The sequence below is a fragment of the Allobosea sp. ASV33 genome (assembly GCF_016428755.1).
Taxonomy (GTDB): Bacteria; Pseudomonadota; Alphaproteobacteria; order Rhizobiales; family Beijerinckiaceae; genus Allobosea.
This window is the reverse complement of record NZ_JAELTI010000081.1, coordinates 1-26,899: the sequence shown is the minus strand read 5'-3', so window position 1 is coordinate 26,899 and position 26,899 is coordinate 1. Positions and strand designations below refer to the sequence as shown.

The window sequence follows — 26,899 nt, the reverse complement described above, 5'->3', positions numbered from 1 at the left end:
GGCGTGTGGTAGCTTTCGACCAGCGTCTTGACCCAGGGCTTGTCCTTGTCGGCGCTGCGCACGGCGATCAGGTTGACATAGGGACCCTTGGCGTCTTCGCGCAGGATCGCCGAGGCCGGATCGATCTTGGCATCGACGGCATAGTTGGTGTTGATCGCGGCGGCCGCGACATCGGCCAGCGAGCGCGGGGTCTGCGCGGCCTCGATCTCGATGATCTTGAGCTTCTTCGGGTTGCCGACGATATCGGCCGGGCTCGGCTTGAAGCCGACGCCGTCCTTCAGCTTGATCACGCCCTTGTCCTGCAGCAGCAGGAGCGAGCGGCCGCCATTGGTCGGGTCGTTCTGGATCGCGACGGTCGAACCATCCGGCACCTGCGACCAATCCTTGTACTTGGCCGAATAGATGCCGAGCGGGAAGTTTACGGTCAGGCCGACGCTCTCGATCTTGAAGCCGCGATCCTTCACCTGGTTGTCGAGATAGGGCTGGTTCTGGAAGGAATTGGCCTCCAGCTCGCCAGCATCGAGCGCCTGGTTCGGCACGACATAGTCGGAGAACTCGATGATCTTGAGGTCGATGCCCTTCTTGGCGAGGACGGGCTTCACCTTCTCGAGGATCTCGGCATGCGGGCCGGGCGAGACGCCGATGCGGACCACCTGGTTCTGCTGGGCGAGCGCCGGGACGGCGGTGAGGGTCAGGGCGAAGCCGGCGAGCAGCGCGGCGCGGCGGTTGAGAGAGATCGTCATGATGTCGTTTCCTTCGGTCGAATGCGGATGAACTTGGAAGCGTCAGGCCTGGCGCAGGCGCTTGTTGAGATGGCGGGCGAGCCGATCGCCGATGCTCTGGACGAGCTGGACGAGGACGATGAGCACGGCGACGACCGCCGCCATCACGTCCGGCATGAAGCGCTGGTAGCCGTAGCGGATGCCGAGATCGCCGAGCCCGCCGCCGCCGACCGCGCCGACCATGGCCGAGAAGCCGATCAGGCTGACCAGAGCGAGCGTCAGGCCGAGCACGATCGCCGGCAGGGCCTCAGGCACCAGCACCTTGCGCACGATCTGCACGGGCGTCGCGCCCATGGCGCGGGCGGCTTCGACCAGCCCCTGGTCGACCTCGCGCACCGCGCCTTCGATCAGCCGCGCGATGAACGGCGTCGCCGCGACGGTCAGCGGCACGATCGCGGCGGCCGTGCCGATCGAGGTGCCCGCGATCAGGCGCGTGAACGGGATGATCGCGACGACGAGGATGATGAAGGGCGTCGAGCGGGTGGCATTGACCAGCGTGCCGAGGAACAGGTTGGCGGCGGGCGCCGCAAAGAGCTCGCCGCGCTTGCTGGTGGCGAGGAAGACGCCGAGCGGCAGGCCGAAGACCGTGCCGATCCCGGCCGCGACCGCGACCATGGCCAACGTGTCCAGCGTCGACTGGGCGATCAGGCGGATGATGTCAGGAGACATGGCCGATCACCTCCGCCTTGAGCCCGAGGCTCCTGAGGGCGCCGAGCACGGCATCGCTCTCCGGCGCGCGCGAGGGCACCGTGACGAGCAGGCTGCCGAAGGGCTGGCCGGCGATGGCGTCGATCCGCCCGGCCAGGATATTGACGTCGACCCCGACGATGGCGCTGAGCCGGCTGATCACCGGCGCGGTCGCGTTCTCGCCGAGGAAGGTGATGCGCAGCACGATATTGTCGCCGGGGCGCGCCTCCCTACGGATGCGGTGGGCGAGATGCTCGGGCACCTCGACGCCGGTCACGGTCTCGACGAAGGCGGCCGTGGTCGGATGCTGCGGGTTGGTGAAGACCGCGAAGGTCTCGCCCTGCTCGACGATGCGCCCGCCCTCGATCACAGCGACGCGGTCGCAGATCTCCTTGATGACGGGGATCTCGTGGGTGATCAGCAGGATGGTGATGCCGAGCTCGCGATTGACCTGCTTGAGGAGGGCAAGGATCGAGCGCGTCGTCTCGGGGTCGAGCGCCGAGGTCGCCTCGTCGCAGAGCAGCACCTTCGGATCGGTGGCGAGCGCCCGCGCGATGCCGACGCGTTGCTTCTGCCCGCCCGAGAGTTCGGCCGGATAGCGCGCGCTCTTGTCGGAGAGGCCGACCAGCGCGAGCAGACGCTCGACCTTGTTGGTGATTTCGGCCTTGTTCGCGCCGGCGATCTCCAGCGGTAGCGCGACATTGTCGAAGACCGTGCGCGACGAGAGCAGGTTGAAATGCTGGAAGATCATGCCGATCCGGCGGCGCTGCTGGCGCCAGCCGGATTCGGTGAGGCCGGTGACGTCCTGACCCTCGATCAGGATGCGCCCTTCGGTGGCGCGCTCCAGCCCGTTGACGAGGCGGATCAGCGTCGACTTGCCGGCGCCGGAACGGCCGATCACGCCGAGGATGGTGCCGGCGGGCACGTCGAGATCGATCCCGGCGAGCGCGCTGACCGGCTGCTGGCCGCGACGGCCCGGATAGGTCTTGCCGACCTGCTCGAAGCGGATCGCCGGATCGGGCAATGCCAAGGGCAAGGAAACGGAAGTCGCGCCGGCACTGAGCGTGCCGGGTCTGACGGGGGCGTTCATCATGTCCTCAGAAATGTGTGTGGCAGGACCAGTGGGCGATGCCGAGCTGCTCGATGGTCACGTCATGGACCGAGCGGCGCTGGTCGTCCGTGGTCGCGGCGTCGAGCGGGCCGAAGCTGGCGGGAACGGCCTGGGCGAACCAGTTCGCGATGCCATCCCAGAGGGCGGAGAGAAGCTGCATCGCCGCCTCACGAAGCCAGGAGCAACGGGGAGCGCCGCTGCGAGCGGAAGAGCCGGCGCGCAGCGGTCTCGGCGGCGCCGGGCGTCGCGAAACGCTGCCCATCCAGCGCCCGGAAGGCGGCGGAGGCCGAGACGAAGGTGAATTCACGCTCGTCGGCACGGCGGCTCACGAGGCCGATCTGGGCCTCGCCGAGCTCGATGACATAGGCTTGCTGCGCCGGGCGAGCCCGGGCGGGGAGGGAATGAAGCTGGGACATGGAACTGCCTTCTGCCGCCGATGCGGCATGTGTCGGAACGAACGGATGGGAAGGACCTTTCGGCCTTGCGATCTCAGCGTCGACAGCGGCAGGACATGTGGCGGAAGCGGATCGGGCTTCGGCTCGTTTTCACCATGGTCATGTCAGTCTCCTCGATCTGGAGCCCACGACCCAGTCGTGGCGCTTTAGCGTTTGGTGACGCGGCGCAAGCTGCTGCTCAAATCTCCGCGGCTCCCCGATTGCTCCGGGAACGCCCGCAATCTGATGGAGATCGTCCTCTTTGTCAATCGGATCGTTCTTTTGAAGAAACGATGCGTCGGAGAAGAATATTCTCCAGGCGCCGTCCATCGCTCGCCGGATGCGGCAATGCGCGGCTTGACGAAACAGGGCAAGCGGCGCCATTTGCGGCCATGCAGGCTCGCGCCGCCCCTCTTGATCGTCTTCGCCGCTCCGGGCTCGGAGTCTGGCTGGCGGTTGCCTATGCGCTTTGCGTGCTGGCTTTGGCGCTCGCGCCGGCCCCGGCGCTCGCGACGCTGAGTGGCCATGACGGTGTCGTGCTCTGCTCGGGCGCGCCGGTTCCGGAGGATGGCCAGCCCGTCCCGCTCGGCGATCTCACCCATTGCAAGGGTTGCCCGCTCAATCCCGTCCTCGCCGGGCCTCCAACCGCGACTGTGCCGGCGCCGGGGCGGCTCGCCACGCGTCTGGCATCGCCGGCATTGTTGGCGGAGGGTTTGCCGCATCGCTTCGCGGCCGGGCTTGCGCAGTCGCGCGCGCCGCCGCTGGGCTGAACGCCTCGCCTGCCTCACTGCATCCAATTCAGGCCTGTCCGCCCGCAACGGGCGACGGCGATCTTTCACGAGGCTGCACCAGCGGCCTCATCCGTTCGGGATATCCATCATGAAGCTTTCCTCTTCGCTCGCCGCCGCGGCTCTCCTGTTCTCGGCCGGCTTCGCCTCCGCCCATGAATTCAAGGCCGGGCCGCTCAAGATCGGCCATCCCTGGTCCCGCGCCACGCCGGTCGGCGCCAAGGTCGGCGGCGGCTATCTCTCCATCGAGAACACCGGCCCGGCCGCCGACCGGCTGGTCTCGGTTTCCGTTCCCTTCGCGGGTCGTTCTGAAATCCACGAGATGGCGGTGAAGGACGGCATCATGACGATGCGTCCGCTGGACAACGGCGTGGACGTGCCGGCCGGTGCCAAGGTCGAGTTCAAGCCCGGCGGCTACCACATCATGTTCATGGACCTGAAGCAGCCGCTCAAGCAGGGCGAGATGATGAAGGGCACGCTCACCTTCGAGAAGGCCGGGACCGTCGATGTCGAGTTCAAGGTCGACTCGATCGCCGCCAAGGGCGCCGAGGGCGAGCACAAGGGGCATTGATAAAGCTCGCCCGTTGTCGAAACACGCGGGAACCCCTCTCCTGTAAGGAGAGGGGCAGGGGTGAGGTGTAGGCCCCTGGACCAGTGGCGCTTGCCCTTACCGCAGCGGCGGTTCGGCCACGGCTAAAGCGTCCAACGGCCGACCCCTCACCCTGCCCTCTCCCTCCGGGAGAGGGTTCCCCGCGCTTCTATTGGTGGCGTAGAGCCTCAGATCTTCGCACGCGGGTCGTGCTTGGCGATGCGCGACAGCAGATAGTCCACCTCGGCCTTCGCAGCGGCGCTGAGGACGGAGCCCGGCTTGCGCTGGGCGTCATGGCTGAGGATGCCGCGCTTCATCATCGTGTACTTGCGCACGGCAAGGCCGACGCCCTGCTGCTGCTCGTAGCGCATCAGCGGCAGGTGAGCGTCGAAGATGTCATGGGCCTCGTCGCGTTGGCCGGCCTTCTGCAGGCGCACCACGTCGATCAGCAGCTCCGGGAAGGCGTAGCCGGTATTGGCGCCGTCGGCGCCGCGCTCCATCTCGAAATCGAGGAAGAGCCCGCCATTGCCGGTCACGATCGAGATCGGCCGCAGCGATCCCTCCTTCTGGAACTTGCGCAGCGTCGAGATCTTTTCGAGACCCGGCCAGTCCTCATGCTTCAGCATCACGCAGGACGGGTTGTCCATGACGATCTTGCGGATCACCGCCGGCGTCATCACCACCGAGAGCGTCAGCGGATAGTCCTGGATGACGAAGGGGATGTCGGCGCCGATCGCCTCGACGGCCTGCGCGTAATAGCCGGTGATCTGGTCGTCCGTGCGCAAGGACGGGGGCGGCGCGATCATCACGCCGCCGGCACCGAGATCCATCACCTGCCGGGCGAGCGAGCGCATCGCGGCGAAGCCGGGAGCGGAGACGCCGACGATGATCGGCCTCCCGCCCATCCGGGCGACGCAGCGCTTGACCAGCTCGACCGATTCCTCGGGCTCCAGCTTGGGCGCTTCGCCCATGATGCCGAGCACGGTGACGCCGTCCGAGCCGATGTCGTGATAGAACTGGAACAGCCGGTCGGCCGAGGCCCAGTCGATGCTGCCGTCCGGATTGAACGGGGTCGGCGCAATCGGGAAGACGCCGGAGGCGTCGGGGGTGAGGCGCATGATGCGGTCCTTCGGGATGGCTGTCTGATCAGGCGATGCGGGTGCGGACGGTGCCGACACCGGCGATCACGCCTTCGAGCACGTCGCCCTTGCTGACGGCGGCGACGCCTTCCGGCGTGCCCGTGAAGATCAGGTCGCCCGGCTTCAGTTCGACGAGGCCGGAGAGGTAGGAGATCGTCTCCTCGACATTCCAGATCTGCTTGGCGAGGTCGGAGGTCTGGCGCACGACGCCGTTGACCGTGAGCTCGATCTTGCCGGCGCCGGGATGGCCGGCATGGCTCGCGGGCACGATCTCGCCGATCGGGCCGGAGAGGTCGAAGCCCTTGGCCATGTCCCAAGGCCGCCCGGCCTTCTTGGCGATGTTCTGCAGGTCGCGGCGGGTCATGTCGAGCCCAGCGGCATAGCCGTAGACATGGGTCAGCGCTTCGGATTCCGGAATGTCCTTGCCGCCGGTTCCGATCGCGACGACCAGTTCCATCTCGTGGTGGAGGTCTTTCGTCTTCGCCGGATAGGGCATGTCGGCGCCGTTGATCAGCAGCGCGTCGGCCGGCTTGGTGAAGAAGAACGGCTCCTCGCGATCGGGATCGCCGCCCATTTCCCGGGTATGCTCTGCATAGTTGCGGCCGACGCAGAAGACGCGCCGCACCGGGAAGGAGCCGCCGCCCGCGACCGGAACGGCCGTCACGGCCGGCGGATCGATCACATAATTGCTCATTTGCTGCTCCCTCGCTTACAGGCTTGCGCCGTTCATGGGCGAGCGGCGCGAGGACCGCAAGCGGCTTGCTTCGGCGGCGGGCCTGCACGGGAGGCATTACGGCAGGTTTTTCGCAGGCGCGGCATGGGTTGTGCAGCGCGTCGTTGCAACCGGGGCGATTTGCTTTCTACACTGCGCCGCCGGGGGGATCCGGCGAGCCTATGGAAGGAATGGCAAGTGAGCACGGGAACCGTAAAATGGTTCAATGAGACCAAGGGGTACGGCTTCATCACCCCTGATGGCGGCGGCAATGACGTCTTCGTCCATGTCAGCGCGGTGACGCGGGCCGGTTTGCGCGGCCTGAACGAGGGGCAGAAGGTCAGTTACGATCTCGAGCCGGATCGCAAGACCGGCAAGAACTCGGCCGTGAACCTGCAGACGACCTGAGCGTCTGATGCTTTCTGCGGGAAGGTGATGGCGGCGCCTCTCCCGAGCCTAGGGCTGACCGCTTTCGGTCTTCGTCGGACCGAAGCGGATTTCCAGGCATTCCCGTCGCCTTGGGCGGCGGTGCAAGGGTGAAGATGCCCTGAGCGAGGGCTGAGGGAGTTTTTCGGCTCGACCCTCAGGACCGGCCGGGCGCCGGATGGAACAGCCGGCCTCTCTCCACGATCAGCACCACGACGAGCGCCGCGAGGCCGCAGAGCGCGAAGCCGAGCGTCAATGGCACGACCGTGCCGTTGAAATGCTGGCCGATATAGAAGCCGAGCAGCGCGCCGATCACCGTGGTGACGAAACCCTGTACCGAGGAGGCCGTACCGGCGACATGGCCGAGCGGCTCCATCGCCATCGCGCCGAAATTCGGGCCGATCAATCCGAAGCAGAACATCGCCCCGCCCTGCAGGATCGCGAAGCTCCAGAGCGATTCATGGCCGGCCAGCGCCACCAGCGCATGGATGCCGGTCAGCGCGATATAGCCGAGCAGGGCGCCGTGCGAGACGCGGCGCATGCCGAGCTTGCCGACGATGCGCGAGTTCAGCAGCGAGGACGCCGCCATGAACATCGCGATCAGCGCGAAGATGGTGGTGAACAGCTCCGGCGCGTGGAAGACGTCGACGAAGACCTGCTGCGCCGAGTTGATGAAGCCGAACAGCCCGCCGAGCACGAAGGCCATGGCCAGCATGTAGCCGACGCCGATGCGGCTGGTGAGCGTCGTCCGGAAGGAGGCGAGCACGCTCGCCGGCTCGATCGGCTTGCGGTCTTCCGGATGCTGGGTCTCCGGCAGCTTGAGCAGCACCCAGATCATCACGATCGCGCCGAAGCTGGTGAGCACGCCGAAGATCCAGCGCCAGGGCGCGACCCAGAGGATCGCCTGGCCGATCGACGGCGCCAGGATCGGCACGGCGAGGAAGACGATCATCGCGAGCGACATCACGCGCGCCATCTCGCGGCCGGAATAGCAGTCGCGCACGATCGAGACGACGAGCACGCGCGTCGCGGCCGCGCCGATGCCCTGCAGCACGCGGGCCGCCATCATCGCCTCGAAGGAGCCGGCGAAGGCGGCCGCGATGCTGGCGACGACATAGACGGCAAGGCCCGTGATCAGGACGGACCGCCGGCCGAAGCGGTCCGAGATCGTGCCGTAGAAGATCTGCGAGATACCGAAGCCGAGCAGATAGGCCGTGATGATCCATTGCCGCTGGTTGGCCTCGGCGATGCCGAGCGCCTCGGCCATCTGCGGGAGGGCCGGCAGCATCGAATCGATGGCGAGCGCATTCGTCGCCATCAGTGCGGCGGTGAGGCCCACGAAGGGGTAGAAGCCCATGCCGTGGCGCGGCCGGGCGATGGCGGACATGTCGTTCATGGCGATCGCGAGGTTGGCTGCGAGACCCGGCGGCTGCGGTCATCCGGCAGCGGCGGGCGAAATTCTGACGGCAGAATTAGCCTTGACGGGCGCGCGGGGCAACCGGTCCAGGCGGCCATGTGCCATGCGCCGGGCGCGTTTCCCGGCGCATAGTGGCCCTATCACGCCGGCTTCTGCATCTCGGCCATCAGCGCGTCGTCGATTTGGTTGGCTCGGCGGGCGGCCGGGCGCGCGGTGAGGCGGGCGCCATAGGCCTCGAAAGCCGGCCGCTTCTCGATCGTGCCGAATTGCAGCCCCCACAGCACCTGCGAGCCGACATAGACGTCGGCGGCGCTGAAGCGGTCGCCGGCCACGTACTCGCTGCGGGTCAGCGCGTATTCGAGCGTATCCATCGCGTCGGCATAGGTGCCGTAGCCGATGGAGCGGGCCCGGTCGGGCGGCACGTCCAGGCCGAAGGCCTTGTTGCTGACGGCGGCCTCGACGGGACCAGCCGCGAAGAACATCCAGCGATAATACGGGCCGCGCAGCCGGCTGTCCGGCGCCGGCGCAAGGCCGGCCTGCGGGAAGGCATCGGCCATATAGGCGCAGATCGCGGCGCATTCGGTGACGACGGTGTCGCCATGGACCAGCGTCGGCACCTTGCCCATCGGGTTGAGCGCCTTGTAGTCCGCGCTCTTCATCGGATCGCCGAAGCCGACGATCTCGGCGCGATAGGGCTGGCCGATCTCCTCCATCATCCAGCGCGCGATGCGCCCGCGCGACATCGGGTTCGTGTAGAGGACGAGTTCGTCTGCCATCGTCTGATGTCTCCGTGACGGTTCGAGCATGCATCTATCCTGCGGCATCGGCATGACGCTGTCAGGAGCCTCGCCTGACGTCGGCGGGCCAAGCTGCTATCGTCGCGGCGGAACAGGACGGGGACATGGACGAATCAGGCGTGCCGCGCAGCGTATCCGTCAGCGACGGGCGGATGGCGATCGAGGGGTCGTCGACCCGCTATGTGCAGGATGCGGCGCGGCGTTTCCGGCTGTCGGCCTCGGGGCTTCGCTTCGTCGGCGGCTTCGAAAGCCGCGACGGCCGGTTGGAGGAGAGCCGGCGCTTCCTCGCCGAGGCGACGGTCACCGACGGCGCCCTGCGCCGGGCCGGGTTCGAGGGCGAGGCCGGCACGATCGGGCTGATCCTGCGCCCGCTCTCGCAGGCCAGCGAGCAGCCGCGCCTCCTCCTGATGCTTGGTTATCGCGACGAGGATGGCGCAGCGCGGCCTTTCGCCGAGGCTTTTCTGGCTCCGGCGGTGTTCGAGGCGCTCAAGGCAGACATGCTTTCCGGTCTGGCGCAGGAGCTGTCGATCAGCGCCACGACCAGCCTCTGGATCCGCGAGGAGGATCGCCGGCGCGGGGCGGGGGACGGGCTCGACTGGTATCTCGGCCTCGATGCCGACGGCCGGTCGGCCCAGCCTGCGCGCGGCTTCATCGAGACCATCGAGTGGCGCCCGAGCCCGCTTCCGGTTGCGGAGGAGACAGCATCGGCTCCCGCGCCGGACCCCGCCGTTGCTCACGAGGCCGAGGAAGACTGGCATGAAGGCAGCGCCGACGAATTGCGCCGCATCAACTGGAGCTTCCGGCTGCTCCTGCTGATGCTGGCCTTCCTGCTGATCATCGTCGCGATGAAATAGGGTCTCTGAGCCCTCGAAGCTTAGCTGTCCGGCTTTGTCGACGCGCTGCCGTCATTCCGGGGCTTCGCGAAGCGAAGAGCCCGGAACCCAGAACCGATATGGCTTCCGCAAAAAGGCGCGGTCAGGCCACGGCTCGAAATCCATGACGGCATCGGTTCTGGGTTCCGGGCTTAGGCCTTCGGCCTGCCCCGGAATGACGCCGTGGCTCTCCAAGATACCAGGAAACCCTCAGGTCTCGTGGCGGCGGATGCGGCGGATCATCTCGTTCAGCGCCAGCAGCACCAGCGCCAGGATGAAGGGCAGGATGTAGTAGACCACCCGGAAGATCAGCAGCGCGCCCAGCACCTGCTCGTAAGGGAAGCGGTTGAGCGCGACCAGCATCGTCGCCTCGAACACGCCGAGGCCGCCCGGCGCGTGGCTGGCGATGCCGATCAGGCAGGCGAAGATATAGGCGGCGAGGAACGTCGGATATTCCAGGCCGTAGCCGCCGGGCAGCAGCACGAAGAGCACGGCCGCTGCCGCGCTGACCTCGCAGGCGCCGAGCGCCATCTGGCCGAGCGTGGTGCCAAGCCCCGGCAGGTGCAGGTTCCAGCCGCGCACACGGATCGTCCGGTCGTCCGTCGCGATCCAGGCGAGATAGCCGAGGATGCCGAGGCCCACGGTCCCGCCGACGACCTGCACGACGAGCGGGGAGGTCCGTGCCAGCATCGCGACGGCATCGTAGGCATAGATCAGGCTGGCGCAGAGGATGGCGCCGAGCCCGAGCCAGAAGGTGATGCCGGCGATCACGGTCAGGCTCGCGACCTCGGATGCCCTGACCCCCTTCGGCGAATAGATCCAGTAGCGCACCGTCCCGCCGGTCACGATCGGGAAGCCCAGCGTGAAGGACACCGAGTAGCTGGTGAAGGAGGCGAGCGCGGTCGTGCGATAGGGGATCGAGAGGCCGAGCCGGCGCAGCGCTAGCGCATCGTAGCCGGTGAGTAGCAGGTAGCTCAGCGCGGTGAAGGCGCCGGCGAGGCCGAGCTGGCGCAGGCTCGCATTGGCGAAGGCGCCGGCGAGCTGGCCGGGTTCCATCCCGCTGATGATGTGCCAGAGCACGACCAGCGAGGCGCCGAAGATGACGATGCTCGCCAGCGGGCCGAGCCACCACCAGCGGCTGCGCCTGCGCAGGGGCATTCCGGGCTCATGCGGGCCGAACGACATGCGCTCTCGGGGTTGCGCGACGCTGCGGGCGCAGCGCGCGGTGGCGGGCGAGGCTCGGGTTCGAGCCCCGCCGGACAGATAGCGCCTCGGCGGCAATGCACAAGCCGCCGCGACGAATGGCCCCCATGAGGGAACCTGGCGAAGGCGGGTCTCCGATCAGCCGCCGATATTGAAGGCGGCCAGCGCCGCCATGTTGACGATGTCGGTATCCTTGGCACCGAGCGGCACGATCTGGACCGGCTTGTCGAGGCCGACGATCAGCGGCCCGATCACGGTCGCGCCGCCGAGCTCCTGCAGCAGCTTGGTGGAGATCGAGGCCGAGTGGAAGGCCGGCATCACCAGCACGTTGGCTGGTCCGGAGAGGCGGCAGAACGGATACTGGCTCATCACCTCGCGGTTGAGCGCGACATCCGCCGCCATCTCGCCGTCATACTCGAAATCGACGCGCTGGCCGTCGAGCAGCGACACCGCCTCGCGCACCTTCTCCGAGCGCTCGCCGGCCGGATGGCCGAAGCTGGAGAAGGCGAGCATCGCGACGCGCGGCTCGTAGCCCAGCCTGCGGCCGACACCGGCCGCCTCGATCGCGATCTCCGAAAGCTGCCGCGCCGTCGGCATCTCGGTGATCGCGGTGTCGGCGACGAGCACGGTGCGGTCGCGCGAGATAACGATCGAGACGCCGATCACCCGGTGCCCCGGCTTCTCGTCGATGACGCGGCGGACCTCCTCCAGCGCGATCGAGTAGTTCCGGGTGACGCCGGTCACCATCGCGTCGGCATCGCCCAGCGCCACCATCGCCGCGGCGAAATGATTGCGGTCCTGGTTGATCAGGCGCTGGCAGTCGCGGAACAGGTAGCCCTGCCGCTGCAGCCGCTCGTAGAGATATTGCGCATAGGCGCTGTTGCGGTGGGAGAGCCGGGCGTTCCGGATCGAGATGCCCTTGGATTCGAGGTCGACGCCGAGGAAGGTCGCGGCCTCCGTGATCCGGTCCTCGCGGCCGACGAGGATGGCCTGGCCGAGCCCCTGCGCCACGAAGGAAGCGGCGGCGCGGATGACCTGCTCCTCCTCGCCCTCGGCGAAGACGACGCGCTTGGGATAGCGCCGGACGCGCTCGAAGATGCGGTTCAGCGTGCCGGCGATCGGGTCGCGGCGGGCCGAGAGCTGCGCCTTGTAGGCGGCGGTGTCGACGATCGGCTTGCCGGCGACGCCGGTATCCATCGCCGCCTTGGCGACCGCCATCGGCACGACATGGATCAGGCGCGGATCGAACGGTACCGGGATGATGTAGTCCTTGCCGTAGCGCGGCCGCGAACCCTGATAGGCGGCGGCGACCTCGTCGGGCACGTCCTCGCGTGCCAGCATCGCGAGCGATTCCGCCGCGGCGATCTTCATCTCCATGTTGATCGTCGTGGCGCGCACGTCGAGCGCGCCGCGGAAGATGAAGGGAAAGCCGAGCACGTTGTTGACCTGGTTCGGATAATCCGAGCGGCCGGTCGCCATGATCGCGTCGTCGCGGATGGCATGAACCTCCTCCGGCGTGATCTCCGGATCGGGATTGGCCATGGCGAAGATGATCGGGTTCGGCGCCATCGAGGCGACCATCTCCGGTGTCACCGCGCCCTTCTGCGACAGGCCGAAGAAGGCGTCCGCCCCGTCCAGCGCCTGGGCCAGCGTGCGCCGGTCGGTGACCGCCGCATGGGCCGACTTCCACTGGTTCATGCCCTCGGTGCGGCCCTGGTAGATCACGCCCTTGGTGTCGCAGAGGATGACGTTGTCGGGCTTGAAGCCCATCGCCTTGAGCAATTCGATGCAGGCGATGGCGGCGGCGCCCGCGCCGTTGATGACGAGCTTGGTCGCCTTGATGTCGCGTCCGGTGATATCGAGCGCATTGATCAGGCCGGCGGCGGCGATGATCGCGGTGCCGTGCTGGTCGTCATGGAAAACCGGGATGTCCATCAGTTCGCGCAGGCGCTGCTCGATGATGAAGCATTCCGGGGCCTTGATGTCCTCGAGATTGATGCCGCCGAAGGACGGGCCGAGATAGCGCACGGCATCGATGAACTTGTCCGGGTCTTCGGTATCGACCTCGAGGTCGATCGAGTCGACATCGGCGAAGCGCTTGAACAGGACCGACTTGCCCTCCATCACCGGCTTCGAGGCGAGCGCGCCGAGATTACCGAGGCCGAGGATCGCGGTGCCGTTGGTGATCACCGCGACGAGGTTCGAGCGCGTCGTGTAGTCGTAGGCGCGCGACGGATCCTCCGCGATCGCCAGCACCGGCACGGCCACGCCCGGCGAATAGGCGAGCGAGAGGTCGCGCTGCGTCGCCATGGGCTTGGTCGGGACGATCTCCAGCTTGCCGGGCCGTCCCTGCGAGTGGAACAGCAAGGCCTCCTGGTCGGTGAAGGTCGGGCGGGTGCGCTTGGTCGTCGGACGGTCGTTCATCGAAGCGTCTTTTCTTGTGCGTTTCCTCGAGGGGTACCGACCATAAGGCGGCGGCGCCCGAGACCACAAGCGGCGAGTGCTTCACGGAACCCTTGTCGCGGCCGACGGGTATCGCGGGCTGGTCAGGCCCGCGAGGCGGTGCGCACGCTGCGCACGAAATCGGCGACATAGCGGTCGAGCGCCTCTGTCTGCTCGTCGACCTTGCGCGCCGCCTGCGCCACATGGATCGCGGCATCGCCGGTGACGCGCGCCTCGACGCCGACGGCGCCGACATTGTTGGTGACGGCATCGGCGCTCCGCGCCACGACCTGCGCGTCGGCGGCGATTGTCGAGGCGAGGCCGGCCTGGCGGCTGACGACGGCGGCGATCGCGCCCGAGGTCTGCTCGATCGTCGTCATCGTGCCCTCGATATGGGCGACGGCCTCGAAGGCGGTCGCGGCGGCGCCGCGGATCTCGGCCAGCGTCGCGGCGATGTCGCGGGTCGCCTTCTGCGTCTGCTCGGCCAGCGTCTTGACCTCGCCGGCCACCACCGCGAAGCCGCGCCCGGCCACGCCGGCGCGCGCGGCCTCGATCGTCGCGTTGAGCGCGAGCAGATTGGTGCGGGCCGCGATCTCCTCGATGAAGTCGAGCACGGCGCGGACCTTGTCGGCGGCCTCCGTCAGCCCGGCGACGTCGCTGCGCGTGCTGCGGACATAGGATGCGGCGGCGCGCACGGTGTCGTCGGCATGGCTGGTCTGCTGGGTGAGTTCGCGGATCGAGGCCTCGATCTCCTCGGCCGCGATCGCGACGCTGCCGATGCGGCGCGAGGCGCTGTCGGCCTCCTGCGTCACGCTCTCGGCACGCAAGGTCGTCTTGTTGGCGTTCTCGACCATCTGCCCGGCCGCGTCGTGCATGCCGTGCAGCGCGGCGCCGACATCGCCGAGCGCCTTGCCGACGGTCCGCTCCAGATCGCCGGCCAGGGCATCGAGGGTCGTCTTGCGCAGCGTCTCGATCTCGCTGCGCCGGGTCTCCAGCGTCTTCTCGGCGGTGACGTCGAGCAGGATGCCGTCCCAGACCAGGGTGCCGTCGGGCAGGCGCCGTTTGGTCGATTCGCTGCGCAGCCAGACGATGCCGCCGTCAGGCGCATGATAGCGCCCCTCGAAGCGCCAGAGCGTCTCGGTCTCCTGCTGTTCGCGCCGCTGCTCGTCGAAACGGGCGCGATCTTCGGGCAGCATCTTGCCGAGCCAGATTTCGGGATCGCGCTCGACCTCTTCCTTGGTGATTCCCAAGAGCTTGTCGATGGCGAAGGAGGCGAACTGATAGCTCATCGTGCCGTCCGTGCGCACGATGCGCTGGTAGAGCGTGCCCGGCGCGCGGTCGATCAGGGTGCGCAGGCGATAGGCGATCTCGCGGCGGTCATGGTCGTGGATCACGACGATGCCCGTGAGGATGATGCCGATCGTGCTGACCAGGATCATGGCCGGGACGGCCTCGCGCAGGAAGCGCTCGCCGGCCTCGCCCGGAATGAAAGGCGTAGAAGCCAGCAGGCAGACGGCATCGAGCGAGGCGAGCAGCAGCATGTCGCGCGCCATCAGCGGGCGCCGGCGCCGTGCCAGCCAGATCGAGAAGACGATACCGATCACCATGCGGATCGCGATGCCGCTGACGCCGGTCACCATGCCGACGCCGCCCATCATCACCCGCGTCACGAGCAAGGGCACCGCGGTGATGAGCGCCGCCACGGGGCCGCCGATCGGCCCCGCCAGGATGACGAAGGTATTGCGCGAGTCGACGACGAGGCCGGGCTGGAGCTCGACGGGGTTCGACATGCTCACCAGCGCCCCGGCGGCGAACAGGAAACCGACCGCGCAGGGGCGCAACCAGTCCCGCCCGACCAGCCACGGCGCGATCACCGTCAGCAGCAGCCCCGCGAACAGCAGGAAGAACAGGCTCTGGACGAGATTGATGATCAACAATGTCGGAACCTTCGGCCGAATCGGCTGTCCGACCTTGCTTTCAATTGTTGAAAGCCGTCCTAACGGATGGTCTTGCCCCGACATTTTGGTAGCGTGCCGGCGCAATGCGCCAAAGTTCCTCTCCCGAGACCGCCCGCCCCGCCGCACCGGCCGCCGCCGCCGATCGCGTCACGCCGATGATGGCGCAATATGTCGAGATCAAAGCCGCCAATCCGGACTGCCTGCTGTTCTACCGGATGGGCGATTTCTATGAATTGTTCTTCGCGGATGCCGAGATCGCCTCGCGCACGCTCGGCATCGTGCTGACCAAGCGCGGCAAGCACCAGGGCGACGACATCCCGATGTGCGGCGTGCCGGTCGAGCGCGCCGACGACTATCTCCAGCGCCTGATCGCCGCCGGCCATCGCGTCGCCGTCTGCGAGCAGACCGAGGACCCGGCCGAGGCCAGGAAGCGCGGCAACAAATCGGTGGTGAAGCGCGACGTCGTGCGCCTCGTCACCCCCGGCACCATCACCGAGGAACGCCTGCTCGAACCCGGCCGCGCCAGTCTCCTCGTCGCCGTCGCCCGCCGCAAGACCGGCGAGGCGGCCTCGCTCTACGGCCTGGCCGCGATCGACATCTCGACCGGCCGCTTCACGGTGATGGAGACGCCGCAGGAGCGGCTCGGCATCGAGTTTTCGCGCCTGGAACCGCGCGAGATCGTCTGCCCCGATGCGATCCACGAGGATCCCGAGCTCAAGGAGTTCTGGCGCGAGATCGCGGTGCCGGTGACGCCGCTCGCCCGCGACGGGCTCGATGCGGCCTCGGCCGAGCGGCGCCTGAAGGAGTTCTTCGGCGTCGCTACGCTCGATGCCTTCGGCGCCTTCACCCGCGCCGAGATCGCCGCTGCCGGCGCGGCGCTCGCCTATGTCGAGCGCACCCAGCTCGGTGCTCGCCCGCCGCTTTCGGCCCCGGTGCGCGATGCCGGCTCGGCGACGATGCTGATCGACGCCGCGACACGCGCCAATCTCGAACTCACCCGCACCCTCAGTGGCGAACGGCAGGGCAGCCTGCTCGCCACCATCGACCGCACGGTGACGCCCGGCGGCGCGCGCCTGCTGGCCGAGCGCCTCGCCGGCCCGCTGACCGATCCCGCTGCCATCGCCGCGCGCCATGATGCGGTCGAATTGCTCGTTGCCGATGCCGGGCTGCGCGAGGACCTGCGTTCCGCCCTTGAGAAAGTCCCGGATGTCGCCCGCGCGCTGGCGCGTCTCTCGCTCGACCGCGGCGGCCCGCGCGATCTCGCGGCGCTCGGCGCCGGGCTCGATGCGGCCCGCGCGATCGCGGCCCTGCTCGTCCGGCGCGGTGAGCTTCCCATCGAGTTGGCGCGTGCGATGCGGGCCCTCGGCGAAAGCGACCCCGACCTGCCGGTGCGCCTCAATGCGACATTGGCGGACGAATTGCCGTTGAACCGCCGCGACGGCCGTTTCGTCCGCGAGGGATTCGACGCCGCGCTCGACGAATTGCGCCTGCTCCAGGTCGACTCGCGCAAGGTCATCGCCCAGTTGCAGGCGCGCTACGCGGCCGAGACCAACTGCCGGACGCTGCGCATCAAGCACAACGCCATGCTCGGCTATTTCGTCGAGGTGCCCCAAGTGGCGGGCGAGGACTTCCTGCGCGATCCCTGGCGCGCGACCTTCGTCCATCGCCAGACCATGTCGGACGCGATGCGCTTCTCCTCGGTCGAGCTCGGCGAGCTCGAAGCCAAGATCGCCTCCGCCGCCGACCGGGCGCTGAAGCTCGAACTCGCCATCTTCGCCGCGCTCAGCGACGCGGTGCTCGCCCAGGCCGAGCCGATCAAGGCCGCCGCCCTGGCGTTGGCCGAGCTCGACGTCGCCGCTGCGCTGGCCGATCTCGCAACCCGCGAGGGCTGGAGCCGGCCGCAGGTCGACGACGGCATCGCCTTCACCATCGAGCGCGGCCGCCACCCGGTCGTCGAAGCCGCGTTGAAGCGCGACGGAAAACCCTTCGTCGCCAACGATACCGACTTGTCGCCGCCCAGCACGGATGCGAAAGGCGGGCGCATCTGCCTGATCACCGGTCCGAACATGGCCGGTAAATCGACCTTCCTGCGCCAGAACGCCTTGATCGCGGTGCTCGCCCAGATGGGCTCCTTCGTGCCAGCGACTTCGGCGCATATCGGCATCGTCGACCGGCTGTTCTCGCGCGTCGGCGCCGCCGATGATCTCGCGCGCGGCCGTTCGACCTTCATGGTCGAGATGGTCGAGACGGCGGCGATCCTGAACCAGGCCGGCCCGCGCGCCCTCGTCATCCTCGACGAGATCGGGCGGGGCACCGCGACCTTCGACGGCCTTTCCATCGCCTGGGCCGCGATCGAGAATCTTCACGAGATCAATCGCTGCCGCAGCCTGTTCGCGACCCACTATCACGAGCTGACCGCGCTCGGAGACCGGCTCGACCGCGTCGCCAACGCGACGGTGCGCGTCACCGAATGGAAGGGCGAGGTCGTCTTCCTGCACGAGGTCGTGCCGGGCGCGGCCGATCGCTCCTACGGCATCCAGGTCGCCAAGCTCGCCGGCCTGCCGCCGGCCGTGGTCGAGCGGGCCCGCGCCATCCTCGGCGAATTGGAGAAGACCGAGCGCGAGAAGCCGGTCGCCTCGCTGGTCGACGATCTCCCGCTCTTCGCCGTGCCGCAGCGGCGACAGTCAGTGGTCGTTCCTGAAGGCGAGCCGGACGGTTTGCGCGAGGCACTCGCCGGCATCGACCCGGACGAGATGACACCGCGCGAGGCACTGGAAGCGCTGTATCGGCTGAAGGGCTTGAGCTAGGTGCTTCCGGAAACGCGCCGTCATTCCGGGCAAGCGAAGCGGAGACCCGGAATCCATCGTAGAGCGCAGCGCCCTTCGATGGATTCCGGATCAGCGCGGCTTCGCCGCTTGTCCGGAATGACGATGCGGTTCGATTAAATGCGCTCCAGCCGCTTGATCGCGGTGATCTCGCCGAAGCTCTTGGCGCGGATGCGGTCGCGGGCCTCGCGCAACGGCTCGCGATAGACGCTCATCACATGCCCGCTGGCATGGAGGAGCGTGTCGGGGGCGGTCAGGATGCCGACATGGCCCTTCCAGAAAACGAGGTCGCCGCGCTGGAGGCCGGCGAGGTCCTCCCGTAGCTCGACCGGCCGGCCGAGCGTCGCTTCCATCATGTCGGAATCGCGCGGCGCCGTGATCCCGGCTGCCGCGAGGCTGAGCTGCGTCAGCCCCGAACAGTCGAGCCCGAGGCTGGTCTTGCCGCCCCAGAGATAGGGCACGCCGAGGAAGCGCTCGGCCACTGCGACGAAATCCGTCTCATGCCGGTCGAGCGGCGCCAGATGGGCAGCGAAGACATGGCCGCCATCGGCCAGAACCGCGAAATCGCCCTTGCTCTCGACGACAACGACGCCGGCGCCGAGCGAAAGAGCGGTCAGCGGCGGCAGTTTGATCGAGGGGCCGGGATAGACGAAGGTCCGCAAGGACGCGACGCGATGCGTGGGCGCCGGTTGGTCCGGGCGCAAGGCGTCGTCGGGTATGTAGCCGACATAGCCGTCGCCGGCGAGCTGCGCCCAGGCCCAACCTTCCTCGCGCTCATAGACCTGTACCGGCTCGCCAGCGAGCGCCTCGGTGTCGAGCGCCGCATCCGGGCGCGGCTCGCGTCGCACGGGTGCGGAGGCGGCGACGATGCGCATCGGTTGCGGATCGGCGAAGCGGGCGGCCTCGACCTGTCCCGTCAGCGCGCGCGCTGCGAGGTCGGGCCGGAAGGCGTGGATACGGCGGTCGAGAATCGCGGTCATCGCGGCAATCTAGCGTGGCGCAGGGCGCTCCGGGAGGGGCTTCAGCTTCCGCCGATCTCCCTGGCGTGCTCCGTCACGAGATCGGCCAGCCGTTCGACGGCGAGTGCTCCGGCGACGGTGCGCTGGATCACGACATTGCGGCGGTCGGCCTCGTCGCGCTTGCGGGTCAGCAGGCCGAGCTTGCCGAGCGTGTCGAGCGCCCGCGTGATCACCGGTTTGGTCACGCCGAGCTGTTTCGCCAGCCCGCGCACCGTATGTGGCGGCAATTCGAGATAGACCGTCAGCAGGATCGCGGTCTGGCGGGCCGAGAGATCGGCGTCATGGTCCCGCACCAGATCGAGATGCACCTGCCGCCATAGCTTGAGCGCCTGCGAAGGCTTGATCTCCAGGGGCATAAAGAAACGGGTCCCGATCGTTACGGACCCGTATCATTATCGCGGCGGCCTCAGCACGCAATCGGCTTTGGGGAACAGCCTTAACCGCGCGGATAAAGCTGCTTCACCAGCGCATGGATCAATCGGGCGGCCTGGCACTCGCCGCCTTCCGGCCGTCCCGGCTTGGCCGAGGGATTCCAGGCATAGATGTCGAAATGCACATAGGATTTCGTCTTCTCGACGAAGCGGTTGAGGAACAAGGCCGCCGTGACCGAGCCGGCCATGCCGCCGCTCGAGACGTGGTTGACGTCGGCGATCTTGGAATCGAGCAGGCCGTCATAGGGGGGCCAGAGCGGCAGCCGCCAGACCGGGTCGTTCACGGCCATGCCGAGCCGGGCGATCTCGGCGGCGAGCTTTTCGTCATGCGTGTAGAACGGCGGCAGCTCCGGCCCGAGCGCAGTACGGGCCGCACCAGTCAATGTCGCGAAATCGACCAGCAGCTCCGGCGCCTCCTCGTCCGCGAGGGCCAGCGCGTCGGCCAGGATCAGCCGGCCTTCCGCATCGGTATTGCCGATCTCGACCGAAAGGCCCTTGCGGCTCGCCAGCACGTCCCCGGGCCGGAAGGCATTGCCGGACACGGCGTTCTCGACGGCAGGCACCAGCAGCCGCAAGCGTACCGGCAGTTTCGCGAGCATGATCATCCGCGCCGCCGCGATCGCCGCCGCTGCGCCGCCCATGTCCTTCTTCATCAGCAGCATCGAGGCGTCTGGCTTGAGATTGAGCCCGCCGGTGTCGAAGGCGACGCCCTTGCCGACCAGCGTGACCCTGGGATGGGCCGGGTCGCCCCAGACGAGATCGACCAGCCGCGGCGCGCGCGTCGAGGCGCGGCCGACCGCGTGGATCATCGGGAAATTGCGGGCGATCAGGTCGTCGCCGACGATGCTGGCGACGGTCGCACCGCATTCGGTGGCGAGCCCGCGGATCGCGGCCTCGATCTCGCCGGGCCCGAGTTCGTTGGCCGGCGTGTTGACGAGGTCGCGCGCCAGCATGGCGGAATCGGCGATCAGGCTGATCTCCTCGCCGTCGACGCCGTCGGGGATGACCAGCCGCGCGCGCGCCGGGCTCGGCTTGCGGTAGCGGTCGAAACGGTAGCCTTGCAGCAGCCAGCCCAGCGTCGCCAGCGCGGGGTCGCCGGTTTCGCCGGAAAGCTGGTAGTCGCCCGCCGGCAGCAGCGCGGCGAGGCGTCCGGTCGCGAACGGGTCGGGCCGGCGCCCGGCGGTGTCGACACCGATGAGGACGGCGGCGAGCGCGCCTTGGGGATCGGGCAGGAGGCAGTGCTGGCCGGCACGCCCCGCGAAACCCTGGGCGACGGCAAAGCTGCGATTGGCCGGAGAAAGCTGGTCCTGGAGGGCGGGCCATGTGCCGGTCGAGACGGCGTGGACGGGAATGGCTGCCGCGGAAGCGGAGATCAGGAGGCTGTGCACGGAGCGATGTTTCGGTTTCGGGCAGAGGGGCCGGGGCGGGAATTAAGAATGCATTAGGGTTAACGCTTTATCACCGGATCGACCAGACGAACCCATCACGACGACCCGTTTTCGGGAGGCGATCCGGCCATGTCTTCAGCCCGGCCCCATTCTTCAAACCGCTCTGCAGCTCCGCTGCGGCCCGTTTCTGCCCGCGCGGGCTTGCGGATGGCCCGCATCGGCCTGGCCGTCGGCCTTGCGGCGCTTGCGCTCGCTGGCTGCCAGCGGCGCGGCGGCCCAGGCGACATCACCGGCTCGATCGGCCGCAGCAGCCAGGCAAGCCAGCCGCGCACGTCGTCGGACTGGCAGGCCGAGCGCGAGACCTGGGGGAAGCGCTACGATGCCAATTCCAGGGATCGCGACGCAGCCTTCTACTATGCGCGGGCCTTGCGCAGCCTTGACCAGAATGCCCAGGCCCTGGCCGTGCTCCAGGGTGCTGTCCTCATCCATCAGGACGATAGCGAACTGCTTGGCGCCTATGGCCGCTCGCTGGCCGATAACGGGCGCCTGCGCGAGGCGGACGAAGTCCTGTCGCGCGCGCATTCGCCCGAGCGGCCGGATTGGCGCATCCTGTCGGCGCAGGGCACTGTCGCCGACCAGATGGGCGAGCATACCCGCGCCCAGCAGATCTACCAGACGGCTCTGAAGCTCGCGCCGAACGAGCCGACGATCATGTCGAATTACGGGCTGTCGCTTGCCCTGTCGCGCAACCTCCCGGAGGCCGAGCGCGTCCTGGCCGAGGCGGCTGCCTCGGACCGGGCGGATGCCCGCGTTCGGCAGAATCTCGTCTTCGTGCTCGGCCTGCAGGGCCGCTTCGGCGAAGCCGAGACCCTGGCTCGCCGCGACCAGAGCCCCGCCGAGGCGGCGGCCACGATCGCCTATCTCAAGCGCAGCGTCGGCCAGCAGAACAGCTGGGAATTGCTGAAGGGCGGCAAGGGCCGGGCGCCGGCGCCGGCTAGGCAGCCCCTGGCGAACGGCGCGGGCAATCAGCCGGCCGCAGCCCCGCCGGCCTGAGCGGCGGTCCCCGGGATCACGCGCCTTCTTTACCCGCGCATCGAAACGAAGAAGGCCGGAGCCTCCGAGGCTCCGGCCTTCTTCGTGATTGGGGGCTGAAGGCGGGTCTTCACCGGCCTTGCAGAACTCTCACTCCCATTTGAAGACCTGCACGAGGGCGGGGGTCATGATGATGACGAACAGCACCGGCAGGAAGAACAGGATCATCGGCACCGTAAGCTTTGGCGGTAGCGCCGCGGCCTTCTTCTCGGCCGCCGACATGCGCTGGTCGCGGCTTTCCTGGGCGAGCGTGCGCAATGCCGTGCCGAGCGGCGTGCCGTAGCGCTCGGCCTGGATCAACGCGGTCGAGACCGATTTCACGCTTTCGAGCCCGGTACGCAGCGCGAGGTTCTCATAGGCGATGCGGCGGTCGGTCAGATAAGAGAGCTCGGCGGTGCACAGCGCGAACTCCTCCGCCAGCGGGACCGACTGGTCGCCGATCTCGCCCGCGACCTTGCGGAAGGCGTGCTCGATCGACATGCCGGATTCGACGCAGATCAGCAGCAGGTCGAGCGCATCCGGAAAAGCCAGGCGCATGGAAGCCTGACGCTTGCCCGCTTGGTTCGACAGGAAGATCTCCGGCGCCTTGATGCCGAGATAGGCTCCGGCGATGCTGATGGCGATCTTGATCGTGAAGGGCTGGCCGAAATCCTTGATGAGGAAGACGTAGAACAGCGTGAACAGGAAGAGCCCGATCGGCGCGGCCAGGCGGAAGAACAGAAAGGCGATTTCGGCCTGCGGGCCGCGATAGCCGGCCATGGCCAGTTGCTTCTTGGCATTCTCGGTGCCGAGCCAGTCGCCGAGCTTGAACCGTTCCACGACGCGCCGCATGTAGGCCTTCGGCTCCTGCCGCAGCGAGACCCTCTCGTTTTGCCGGTTGAGCCGCTCGCGCTCGCGGGCGCGGATTTTCTCCCGCTCCGTCGCCACGTTCTTCATGCGCTTCTGGAGATTGTTGCCCTCCGTCAGCGGGATCGCGATGGTCAGGACGGTCGCCGCCGCCGCGATCGCGGCCAGCAGCCCCAGCACGAACTGCGGGTTGGTGACGCTGTTGACGATCTGGGAAATCATTGCGGCCTCAGATGTCGAAATTGATCATCTTGCGCATGACCAGCACGCCGATCAGCATCCAAAGCCCGCTCGCGACCAGCGCGAACTTGCCGGCCTGGCTGAGCCACAGCACCTCGATATATTTCGGCGTGGTCACCCAGATCAGGAATGCGACGACCGGCGGCAGCGAGCCGATGATCGCCGCCGAAGCCTTCGCCTCCATCGAGACCGCGGCGATCTTGTCGCGCATCTTGCGCCGTTCGCGCAGCACCCGAGAGAGATTGCCGAGCGTCTCGGAGAGATTGCCGCCGGTCTTCTGCTGGATGGCGATGACGATGCCGAAGAAATTGGCCTCGGCGCAGGGCATGCGCTCGAACAGCTTGGTCGTGGCCTCGGCCAGGGGCAAGCCCAGTGCCTGCGCCTCGATCAGCAGCCTGAACTCGGTCTTCACCGGCTCCTGGGCCTCGCTCGCGATGATGCGCAGACAGTCGTTGATGGGCAGGCCCGCCTTGATGCCGCGCACGATCACGTCGAGCGCATTCGGAAACTCGATGCCGAACTTCTTCAGACGCCGGTTCTTGCTGCGTTTCAGGAACCAGGCGGGCATGCCGAAGCCGCCGATGAAGAGGCCGGCGATCCCGAGAATCCAGTTCCCGCTCGCAATCCAGAGCAGCAGCCCAAGGCCGACCGCGAGCCCTGCGCTGATCCCGTAATATTTCTTGGGCGTCCAGGTGAGGCCCGCCTGGCCGATGCGCTGTTCGAGCGAGATCTTGTTGCGTGCGCTCTCGCGGTTCTCGATCTCCTTGAGGCTTTGCGCGATCTGGCCCCGCTTGTTGCGCGCCTGCGCTTCCCGGTCGATGCCGCGGATCGCACTGGGGCCGGCGAATTCCTTGCGGCGCTTCTCGGCGCGCTTTTCGCCGCTGAGCGTAGGATAGAGCAGCGCATAGACCACGCCGCCGACGGCGAGCATGACCAGGAGAGCGACGGCGAGCATGCTCGTGTTCATGGCCGCAACCTCGGTGAAGCGCTCCGCTTAGAGGGCATTGCTGACGCCTCCCTCTTCGAGCTGGTCGAGTGCGGCGGCAAGGCGCTGGTCCTCGTTGAAATAGCGTGCGCGTTCCCAGAAGCGCGGTCGTCCGACGCCAGTGGCGCGGTGCCGGCCGATCAGCTTGCCGGCGGCGTCCTCACCGACGATGTCGTAGAGCATCAGGTCCTGGGTCGTGATGACCTCGCCCTCCATGCCCATCACTTCGGTGATGTGGGTGATCCGGCGCGAGCCGTCGCGGAGGCGCTGGGCCTGGATGATGACGTCCACCGAGGAGCAGATCATCTCGCGCAGCGTCTTCGAAGGCAGCGAGAAGCCGCCCATCGTGATCATCGATTCGATACGGCTCAGGCATTCGCGCGGCGAATTGGCGTGCAGCGTGCCCATCGAGCCGTCATGGCCCGTGTTCATCGCCTGGAGGAGATCGAACGCCTCCGGTCCGCGCACCTCGCCGACGATGATGCGTTCAGGGCGCATGCGCAGGCAGTTCTTGACGAGGTCGCGCATCGTCACAGCGCCCGTACCCTCGAGGTTCGGCGGGCGGGTTTCGAGGCGCACCACATGCGGCTGCTGGAGCTGGAGTTCGGCCGCGTCCTCGCACGTGATAACGCGCTCGTCCTCGTCGATATAGTTGGTCAGGCAGTTGAGCAGCGTCGTCTTGCCCGAGCCCGTGCCGCCGGAGATGACGATGTTGCAGCGGACGCGGCCGATGATCTTAAGGAGCTCGGCGCCCGGCGGCGAGATCGCGCCGAACTTCACGAGCTGGTCGAGCGTCAGCTTGTCCTTCTTGAACTTGCGGATGGTCAGCGCCGGACCATCGATCGCCAGCGGCGGAGCGATGACGTTGACGCGCGAGCCGTCGGCGAGGCGCGCGTCGCAGATCGGCGAGCTTTCGTCGACGCGACGGCCGACCTGGCTGACGATACGCTGGCAGATGTTCATCAACTGCGCGTTGTCGCGGAAGCGGATATTGGTGAGCTGGATCTTGCCGGCGGTTTCGATGAAGGTCCGACCCGCGCCGTTGACCATGATGTCGGCGATGTCGTCGCGTGCCAGCAGGGGCTCGAGCGGCCCGTAGCCGAGCACGTCGTTGCAGATGTCGTCGAGCAGTTCCTCCTGCTCCGCGATCGAGAGCACGACGTTCTTCAGCGAGATGATCTCGTTGATGATGTCGCGGATTTCCTCGCGCGCCGATTCGGAGTCGAGCTTCGCGAGCTGCGACAGATCGATGGCCTCGATCAGCGCCCCGAAGATCATGCTCTTCATCTGGTAGTAGTCTTCGGAGCGCGGAGCCGCCTCGGCGGCGGGCGCGACCTTGCGGTCCTCGACCGCGGCCGGAATGGATTCGAGCTTGCGCGGCGCAGCCGGCGCGGCCGCGGAGACCCTGGCGTTCAGATTGGGCGCGGTACCTGCGCCGACGGATCGCTTGCCGAACATCTCAACACTCTCCCGCCCGGTCTGGGCCGGTCTCTCGCCTAGATCATCGCGCGCCCCACCGGGTGCGGTAACGATGGTCTATCTTATTGGTATGGCATCGGATTTATCCGAAAGGTGGAATCCACTTTTCGGTCCGATGCCATAGCGTCCGGGCGTCTCCCCGTCATCATCGGTCGCTGTCGGTCACGAGGCCTTGCGGCGCTTCAGCTTCGAGACGAACGGGTCGAGCAGGCTGCGCCGGCTCCGCTTGGCTCCGCCGCGCCCGGTCAGCGCGCTGGCGATCTGGGTGAAGGCCTCGGTCGCCTTGCTGCCGGCCTGCACCTCGGCGATCATCTGGCCGTTATTGGCGGCCGTGCCGAACAATTGGGCATCGAAGGGAATGGTGCTGAGCACGTCGATGCCAAGCGCCTTGGAGAACTCCGCCGTATTGATCTCCGGCCGCTTGGGAACGCCGACGCGGTTGAGCACGAGACGGGCGCCCGCATCGTTGGGCCTCGTGGCGCGCGACAGATCGACCAGGTTCTTGGCATTGCGCAGCGAGGCGAGCTCCGGTTCGGCGACGATGACGATCTCGTCGGCACCGAGCACCGTGCGCTTCACCCAGGCACTCCACTGGTGCGGCACGTCGAGGATGATGCAGGGCACGCTGGCGCGAAGCAGCTCGAGGAGCTGCTCGAGCGCGTCCTCGTCGAGATCGATGGTCCGGTCCAGAATCGCCGGGGCGGCCAGAAGCGCGAGATTGTCGCTGCAGCGTGATAGCAGCCGGTCCAGCATGTTGGAATCGAGGCGTTCCGGCGCGAATACCGCTTCCGCGATGCCCTGCGGCGGGTCCTGGTTGAAGTTGAGGCCGGCCGTGCCGAAGGCGATGTCGAGGTCGACGACCACGGTCGAGGCGTCGAGATTGCGCGCGATCGCCCAGGAAACGTTATGTGCGACGGTCGACGCGCCGACGCCGCCCTTGGCCCCGATCACCGCGATGACGCGGCCGAGATTGCGGGCTTCCGGGGCGATGTAGAGCTCCGACAGCGTGCGCAGGACGTCGAGCGGCTCCAGCGGCGCGATCAGGTATTCGCTGACGCCGCGGCGGATCAGGTCGCGATAGAGCTGGACGTCGTTGACATGGCCGATGACGACGACCTTCGTGCCGGCATCGCAGCTTTCGGACAGGGCATCGAGATGCGCGACGAGGGTCGCCGGGTCGGCGACCGCCTCGAGCACGATGATGTTGGGCGTCGGCGAGGCGCGGAAGGCCTCGACC

At 67.7% G+C, this 26,899-nt stretch carries 25 protein-coding genes; 6 read left to right on the top strand and 19 right to left on the bottom strand.

The annotated features are described in order from the left end of the window. From JHD80_RS20235 to JHD80_RS20215, 5 genes are all read right to left on the bottom strand, one after another. On the bottom strand, positions 1-743 hold a 743-nt coding region (locus JHD80_RS20235), incomplete at its 3' end, for a MetQ/NlpA family ABC transporter substrate-binding protein (protein WP_199091168.1). A gap of 42 nt (positions 744-785) precedes the next feature. Further along, positions 786-1,451 carry a methionine ABC transporter permease gene (locus tag JHD80_RS20230; protein ID WP_199091166.1) on the bottom strand — a complete coding sequence of 222 codons (666 nt, stop codon included), beginning with the start codon at positions 1,449-1,451 and terminating at the stop codon, positions 786-788. Continuing rightward, a complete protein-coding gene (locus JHD80_RS20225; RefSeq protein WP_199091163.1) occupies positions 1,441-2,559 on the bottom strand; it encodes a methionine ABC transporter ATP-binding protein in 1,119 nt (372 codons plus the stop codon). The genes JHD80_RS20230 and JHD80_RS20225 overlap by 11 nt, the downstream gene beginning before the upstream one ends. Before the next feature lie 7 nt (positions 2,560-2,566). Then, positions 2,567-2,740: a hypothetical protein gene (locus tag JHD80_RS20220; protein ID WP_199091155.1), complete on the bottom strand. Its 174-nt coding sequence runs from the start codon at positions 2,738-2,740 to the stop codon at positions 2,567-2,569. A gap of 7 nt (positions 2,741-2,747) precedes the next feature. After that, a complete protein-coding gene (locus tag JHD80_RS20215; RefSeq protein WP_199091153.1) occupies positions 2,748-2,996 on the bottom strand; it encodes a hypothetical protein in 249 nt (82 codons plus the stop codon). A 410-nt stretch (positions 2,997-3,406) separates the two neighbouring features. Here JHD80_RS20215 and JHD80_RS20210 point away from each other — a divergent pair, with 410 nt between their 5' ends. Both JHD80_RS20210 and JHD80_RS20205 read left to right on the top strand, forming a co-directional pair. Further along, on the top strand, positions 3,407-3,784 hold the full coding sequence (locus JHD80_RS20210) for a hypothetical protein (protein WP_199091151.1): 378 nt from the start codon (positions 3,407-3,409) through the stop codon (positions 3,782-3,784). Between the two features lie 109 nt (positions 3,785-3,893). Further along, positions 3,894-4,373, top strand: coding sequence for a copper chaperone PCu(A)C (locus JHD80_RS20205; protein WP_199091149.1), 480 nt, complete (start codon positions 3,894-3,896; stop codon positions 4,371-4,373). 206 nt (positions 4,374-4,579) lie between these two features. On the opposite strand, the gene JHD80_RS20200 is transcribed toward JHD80_RS20205, so the two are convergent. Together JHD80_RS20200 and JHD80_RS20195 are read right to left on the bottom strand one after the other, a co-directional pair. Next, the gene (locus JHD80_RS20200) at positions 4,580-5,509 is read right to left on the bottom strand and encodes a dihydrodipicolinate synthase family protein (RefSeq protein WP_199091147.1); all 930 of its coding nucleotides are present in this window, start codon (positions 5,507-5,509) and stop codon (positions 4,580-4,582) included. Positions 5,510-5,537: 28 nt separating this feature from the next. After that, positions 5,538-6,224, bottom strand: coding sequence for a fumarylacetoacetate hydrolase family protein (locus JHD80_RS20195; protein ID WP_199091146.1), 687 nt, complete (start codon positions 6,222-6,224; stop codon positions 5,538-5,540). A gap of 216 nt (positions 6,225-6,440) precedes the next feature. Between JHD80_RS20195 and JHD80_RS20190 the strand changes: the two genes are divergently transcribed. Then, entirely contained in the window at positions 6,441-6,650 is a 210-nt protein-coding gene (locus JHD80_RS20190) for a cold-shock protein (RefSeq protein ID WP_061971665.1), read from the top strand. A 175-nt stretch (positions 6,651-6,825) separates the two neighbouring features. On the opposite strand, the gene JHD80_RS20185 is transcribed toward JHD80_RS20190, so the two are convergent. Continuing rightward, on the bottom strand, positions 6,826-8,064 hold the full coding sequence (locus JHD80_RS20185; protein WP_248311678.1) for a multidrug effflux MFS transporter: 1,239 nt from the start codon (positions 8,062-8,064) through the stop codon (positions 6,826-6,828). A 161-nt stretch (positions 8,065-8,225) separates the two neighbouring features. Then, a complete protein-coding gene (locus tag JHD80_RS20180; RefSeq protein ID WP_199091144.1) occupies positions 8,226-8,861 on the bottom strand; it encodes a glutathione S-transferase family protein in 636 nt (211 codons plus the stop codon). Positions 8,862-8,986: 125 nt separating this feature from the next. On the opposite strand from JHD80_RS20180, the gene JHD80_RS20175 reads away from it, so the two are divergent. Beyond that, positions 8,987-9,736: a hypothetical protein gene (locus JHD80_RS20175; RefSeq protein ID WP_199091142.1), complete on the top strand. Its 750-nt coding sequence runs from the start codon at positions 8,987-8,989 to the stop codon at positions 9,734-9,736. A gap of 228 nt (positions 9,737-9,964) precedes the next feature. Here JHD80_RS20175 and JHD80_RS20170 read toward each other — a convergent pair whose 3' ends face one another. The 3 genes from JHD80_RS20170 to JHD80_RS20160 all read right to left on the bottom strand — a co-directional run bounded on the left by JHD80_RS20170 (position 9,965) and on the right by JHD80_RS20160 (position 15,336). Further along, entirely contained in the window at positions 9,965-10,912 is a 948-nt protein-coding gene (locus tag JHD80_RS20170; protein WP_199091140.1) for a lysylphosphatidylglycerol synthase domain-containing protein, read from the bottom strand. 183 nt (positions 10,913-11,095) lie between these two features. Beyond that, entirely contained in the window at positions 11,096-13,381 is a 2,286-nt protein-coding gene (locus JHD80_RS20165; RefSeq protein WP_199091138.1) for an NADP-dependent malic enzyme, read from the bottom strand. A gap of 122 nt (positions 13,382-13,503) precedes the next feature. Then, positions 13,504-15,336 carry a methyl-accepting chemotaxis protein gene (locus JHD80_RS20160; RefSeq protein WP_210339939.1) on the bottom strand — a complete coding sequence of 611 codons (1,833 nt, stop codon included), beginning with the start codon at positions 15,334-15,336 and terminating at the stop codon, positions 13,504-13,506. 104 nt (positions 15,337-15,440) lie between these two features. Here JHD80_RS20160 and mutS point away from each other — a divergent pair, with 104 nt between their 5' ends. Continuing rightward, the gene (gene mutS, locus JHD80_RS20155) at positions 15,441-18,164 is read left to right on the top strand and encodes a DNA mismatch repair protein MutS (RefSeq protein ID WP_199091128.1); all 2,724 of its coding nucleotides are present in this window, start codon (positions 15,441-15,443) and stop codon (positions 18,162-18,164) included. Between the two features lie 134 nt (positions 18,165-18,298). Here the strand turns inward: mutS and JHD80_RS20150 are convergent, their stop codons facing one another. The 3 genes from JHD80_RS20150 to JHD80_RS20140 all read right to left on the bottom strand — a co-directional run bounded on the left by JHD80_RS20150 (position 18,299) and on the right by JHD80_RS20140 (position 21,020). After that, the gene (locus tag JHD80_RS20150; RefSeq protein ID WP_199091126.1) at positions 18,299-19,162 is read right to left on the bottom strand and encodes a C40 family peptidase; all 864 of its coding nucleotides are present in this window, start codon (positions 19,160-19,162) and stop codon (positions 18,299-18,301) included. Between the two features lie 41 nt (positions 19,163-19,203). Further along, on the bottom strand, positions 19,204-19,557 hold the full coding sequence (locus JHD80_RS20145) for a MarR family winged helix-turn-helix transcriptional regulator (RefSeq protein ID WP_199091118.1): 354 nt from the start codon (positions 19,555-19,557) through the stop codon (positions 19,204-19,206). An 80-nt stretch (positions 19,558-19,637) separates the two neighbouring features. Beyond that, positions 19,638-21,020, bottom strand: a complete 1,383-nt coding sequence (locus tag JHD80_RS20140) for a leucyl aminopeptidase family protein (RefSeq protein ID WP_349237312.1) — start codon at positions 21,018-21,020, stop codon at positions 19,638-19,640. Between the two features lie 207 nt (positions 21,021-21,227). Between JHD80_RS20140 and JHD80_RS20135 the strand changes: the two genes are divergently transcribed. Further along, positions 21,228-22,073, top strand: a complete 846-nt coding sequence (locus JHD80_RS20135) for a tetratricopeptide repeat protein (protein WP_199091109.1) — start codon at positions 21,228-21,230, stop codon at positions 22,071-22,073. A gap of 129 nt (positions 22,074-22,202) precedes the next feature. Here the strand turns inward: JHD80_RS20135 and JHD80_RS20130 are convergent, their stop codons facing one another. The 4 genes from JHD80_RS20130 to JHD80_RS20115 all read right to left on the bottom strand — a co-directional run. After that, positions 22,203-23,180, bottom strand: coding sequence for a type II secretion system F family protein (locus tag JHD80_RS20130; protein ID WP_199091107.1), 978 nt, complete (start codon positions 23,178-23,180; stop codon positions 22,203-22,205). Between the two features lie 7 nt (positions 23,181-23,187). After that, positions 23,188-24,165: a type II secretion system F family protein gene (locus JHD80_RS20125; RefSeq protein WP_199091105.1), complete on the bottom strand. Its 978-nt coding sequence runs from the start codon at positions 24,163-24,165 to the stop codon at positions 23,188-23,190. Between the two features lie 27 nt (positions 24,166-24,192). Next, complete coding sequence (locus JHD80_RS20120; protein ID WP_199091103.1) at positions 24,193-25,641, bottom strand: CpaF family protein; 1,449 nt, start codon at positions 25,639-25,641, stop codon at positions 24,193-24,195. A 183-nt stretch (positions 25,642-25,824) separates the two neighbouring features. Beyond that, positions 25,825-26,899 (bottom strand): CpaE/TadZ family protein (locus JHD80_RS20115; RefSeq protein WP_199091101.1); only part of this gene is annotated, 1,075 nt, incomplete at its 5' end.

Bases quoted from the DNA above. Each gene is read 5' to 3' on its own strand.
- JHD80_RS20185 (WP_248311678.1), bottom strand. From the start codon at position 8,064: ATGAACGACATGTCCGCCATCGCCCGGCCGCGCCACGGCATGGGCTTC.
- JHD80_RS20210 (WP_199091151.1), top strand. From the start codon at position 3,407: ATGCAGGCTCGCGCCGCCCCTCTTGATCGTCTTCGCCGCTCCGGGCTC.
- mutS (WP_199091128.1), top strand. From the start codon at position 15,441: ATGCGCCAAAGTTCCTCTCCCGAGACCGCCCGCCCCGCCGCACCGGCC.
- JHD80_RS20145 (WP_199091118.1), bottom strand. From the start codon at position 19,557: ATGCCCCTGGAGATCAAGCCTTCGCAGGCGCTCAAGCTATGGCGGCAG.
- JHD80_RS20230 (WP_199091166.1), bottom strand. From the start codon at position 1,451: ATGTCTCCTGACATCATCCGCCTGATCGCCCAGTCGACGCTGGACACG.
- JHD80_RS20215 (WP_199091153.1), bottom strand. From the start codon at position 2,996: ATGTCCCAGCTTCATTCCCTCCCCGCCCGGGCTCGCCCGGCGCAGCAA.
- JHD80_RS20200 (WP_199091147.1), bottom strand. From the start codon at position 5,509: ATGCGCCTCACCCCCGACGCCTCCGGCGTCTTCCCGATTGCGCCGACC.
- JHD80_RS20125 (WP_199091105.1), bottom strand. From the start codon at position 24,165: ATGAACACGAGCATGCTCGCCGTCGCTCTCCTGGTCATGCTCGCCGTC.
- JHD80_RS20135 (WP_199091109.1), top strand. From the start codon at position 21,228: ATGGCCCGCATCGGCCTGGCCGTCGGCCTTGCGGCGCTTGCGCTCGCT.
- JHD80_RS20120 (WP_199091103.1), bottom strand. From the start codon at position 25,641: ATGTTCGGCAAGCGATCCGTCGGCGCAGGTACCGCGCCCAATCTGAAC.
- JHD80_RS20175 (WP_199091142.1), top strand. From the start codon at position 8,987: ATGGACGAATCAGGCGTGCCGCGCAGCGTATCCGTCAGCGACGGGCGG.
- JHD80_RS20220 (WP_199091155.1), bottom strand. From the start codon at position 2,740: ATGCAGCTTCTCTCCGCCCTCTGGGATGGCATCGCGAACTGGTTCGCC.
- JHD80_RS20165 (WP_199091138.1), bottom strand. From the start codon at position 13,381: ATGAACGACCGTCCGACGACCAAGCGCACCCGCCCGACCTTCACCGAC.
- JHD80_RS20170 (WP_199091140.1), bottom strand. From the start codon at position 10,912: ATGCCCCTGCGCAGGCGCAGCCGCTGGTGGTGGCTCGGCCCGCTGGCG.
- JHD80_RS20205 (WP_199091149.1), top strand. From the start codon at position 3,894: ATGAAGCTTTCCTCTTCGCTCGCCGCCGCGGCTCTCCTGTTCTCGGCC.
- JHD80_RS20150 (WP_199091126.1), bottom strand. From the start codon at position 19,162: ATGACCGCGATTCTCGACCGCCGTATCCACGCCTTCCGGCCCGACCTC.
- JHD80_RS20130 (WP_199091107.1), bottom strand. From the start codon at position 23,180: ATGATTTCCCAGATCGTCAACAGCGTCACCAACCCGCAGTTCGTGCTG.
- JHD80_RS20195 (WP_199091146.1), bottom strand. From the start codon at position 6,224: ATGAGCAATTATGTGATCGATCCGCCGGCCGTGACGGCCGTTCCGGTC.
- JHD80_RS20225 (WP_199091163.1), bottom strand. From the start codon at position 2,559: ATGAACGCCCCCGTCAGACCCGGCACGCTCAGTGCCGGCGCGACTTCC.
- JHD80_RS20180 (WP_199091144.1), bottom strand. From the start codon at position 8,861: ATGGCAGACGAACTCGTCCTCTACACGAACCCGATGTCGCGCGGGCGC.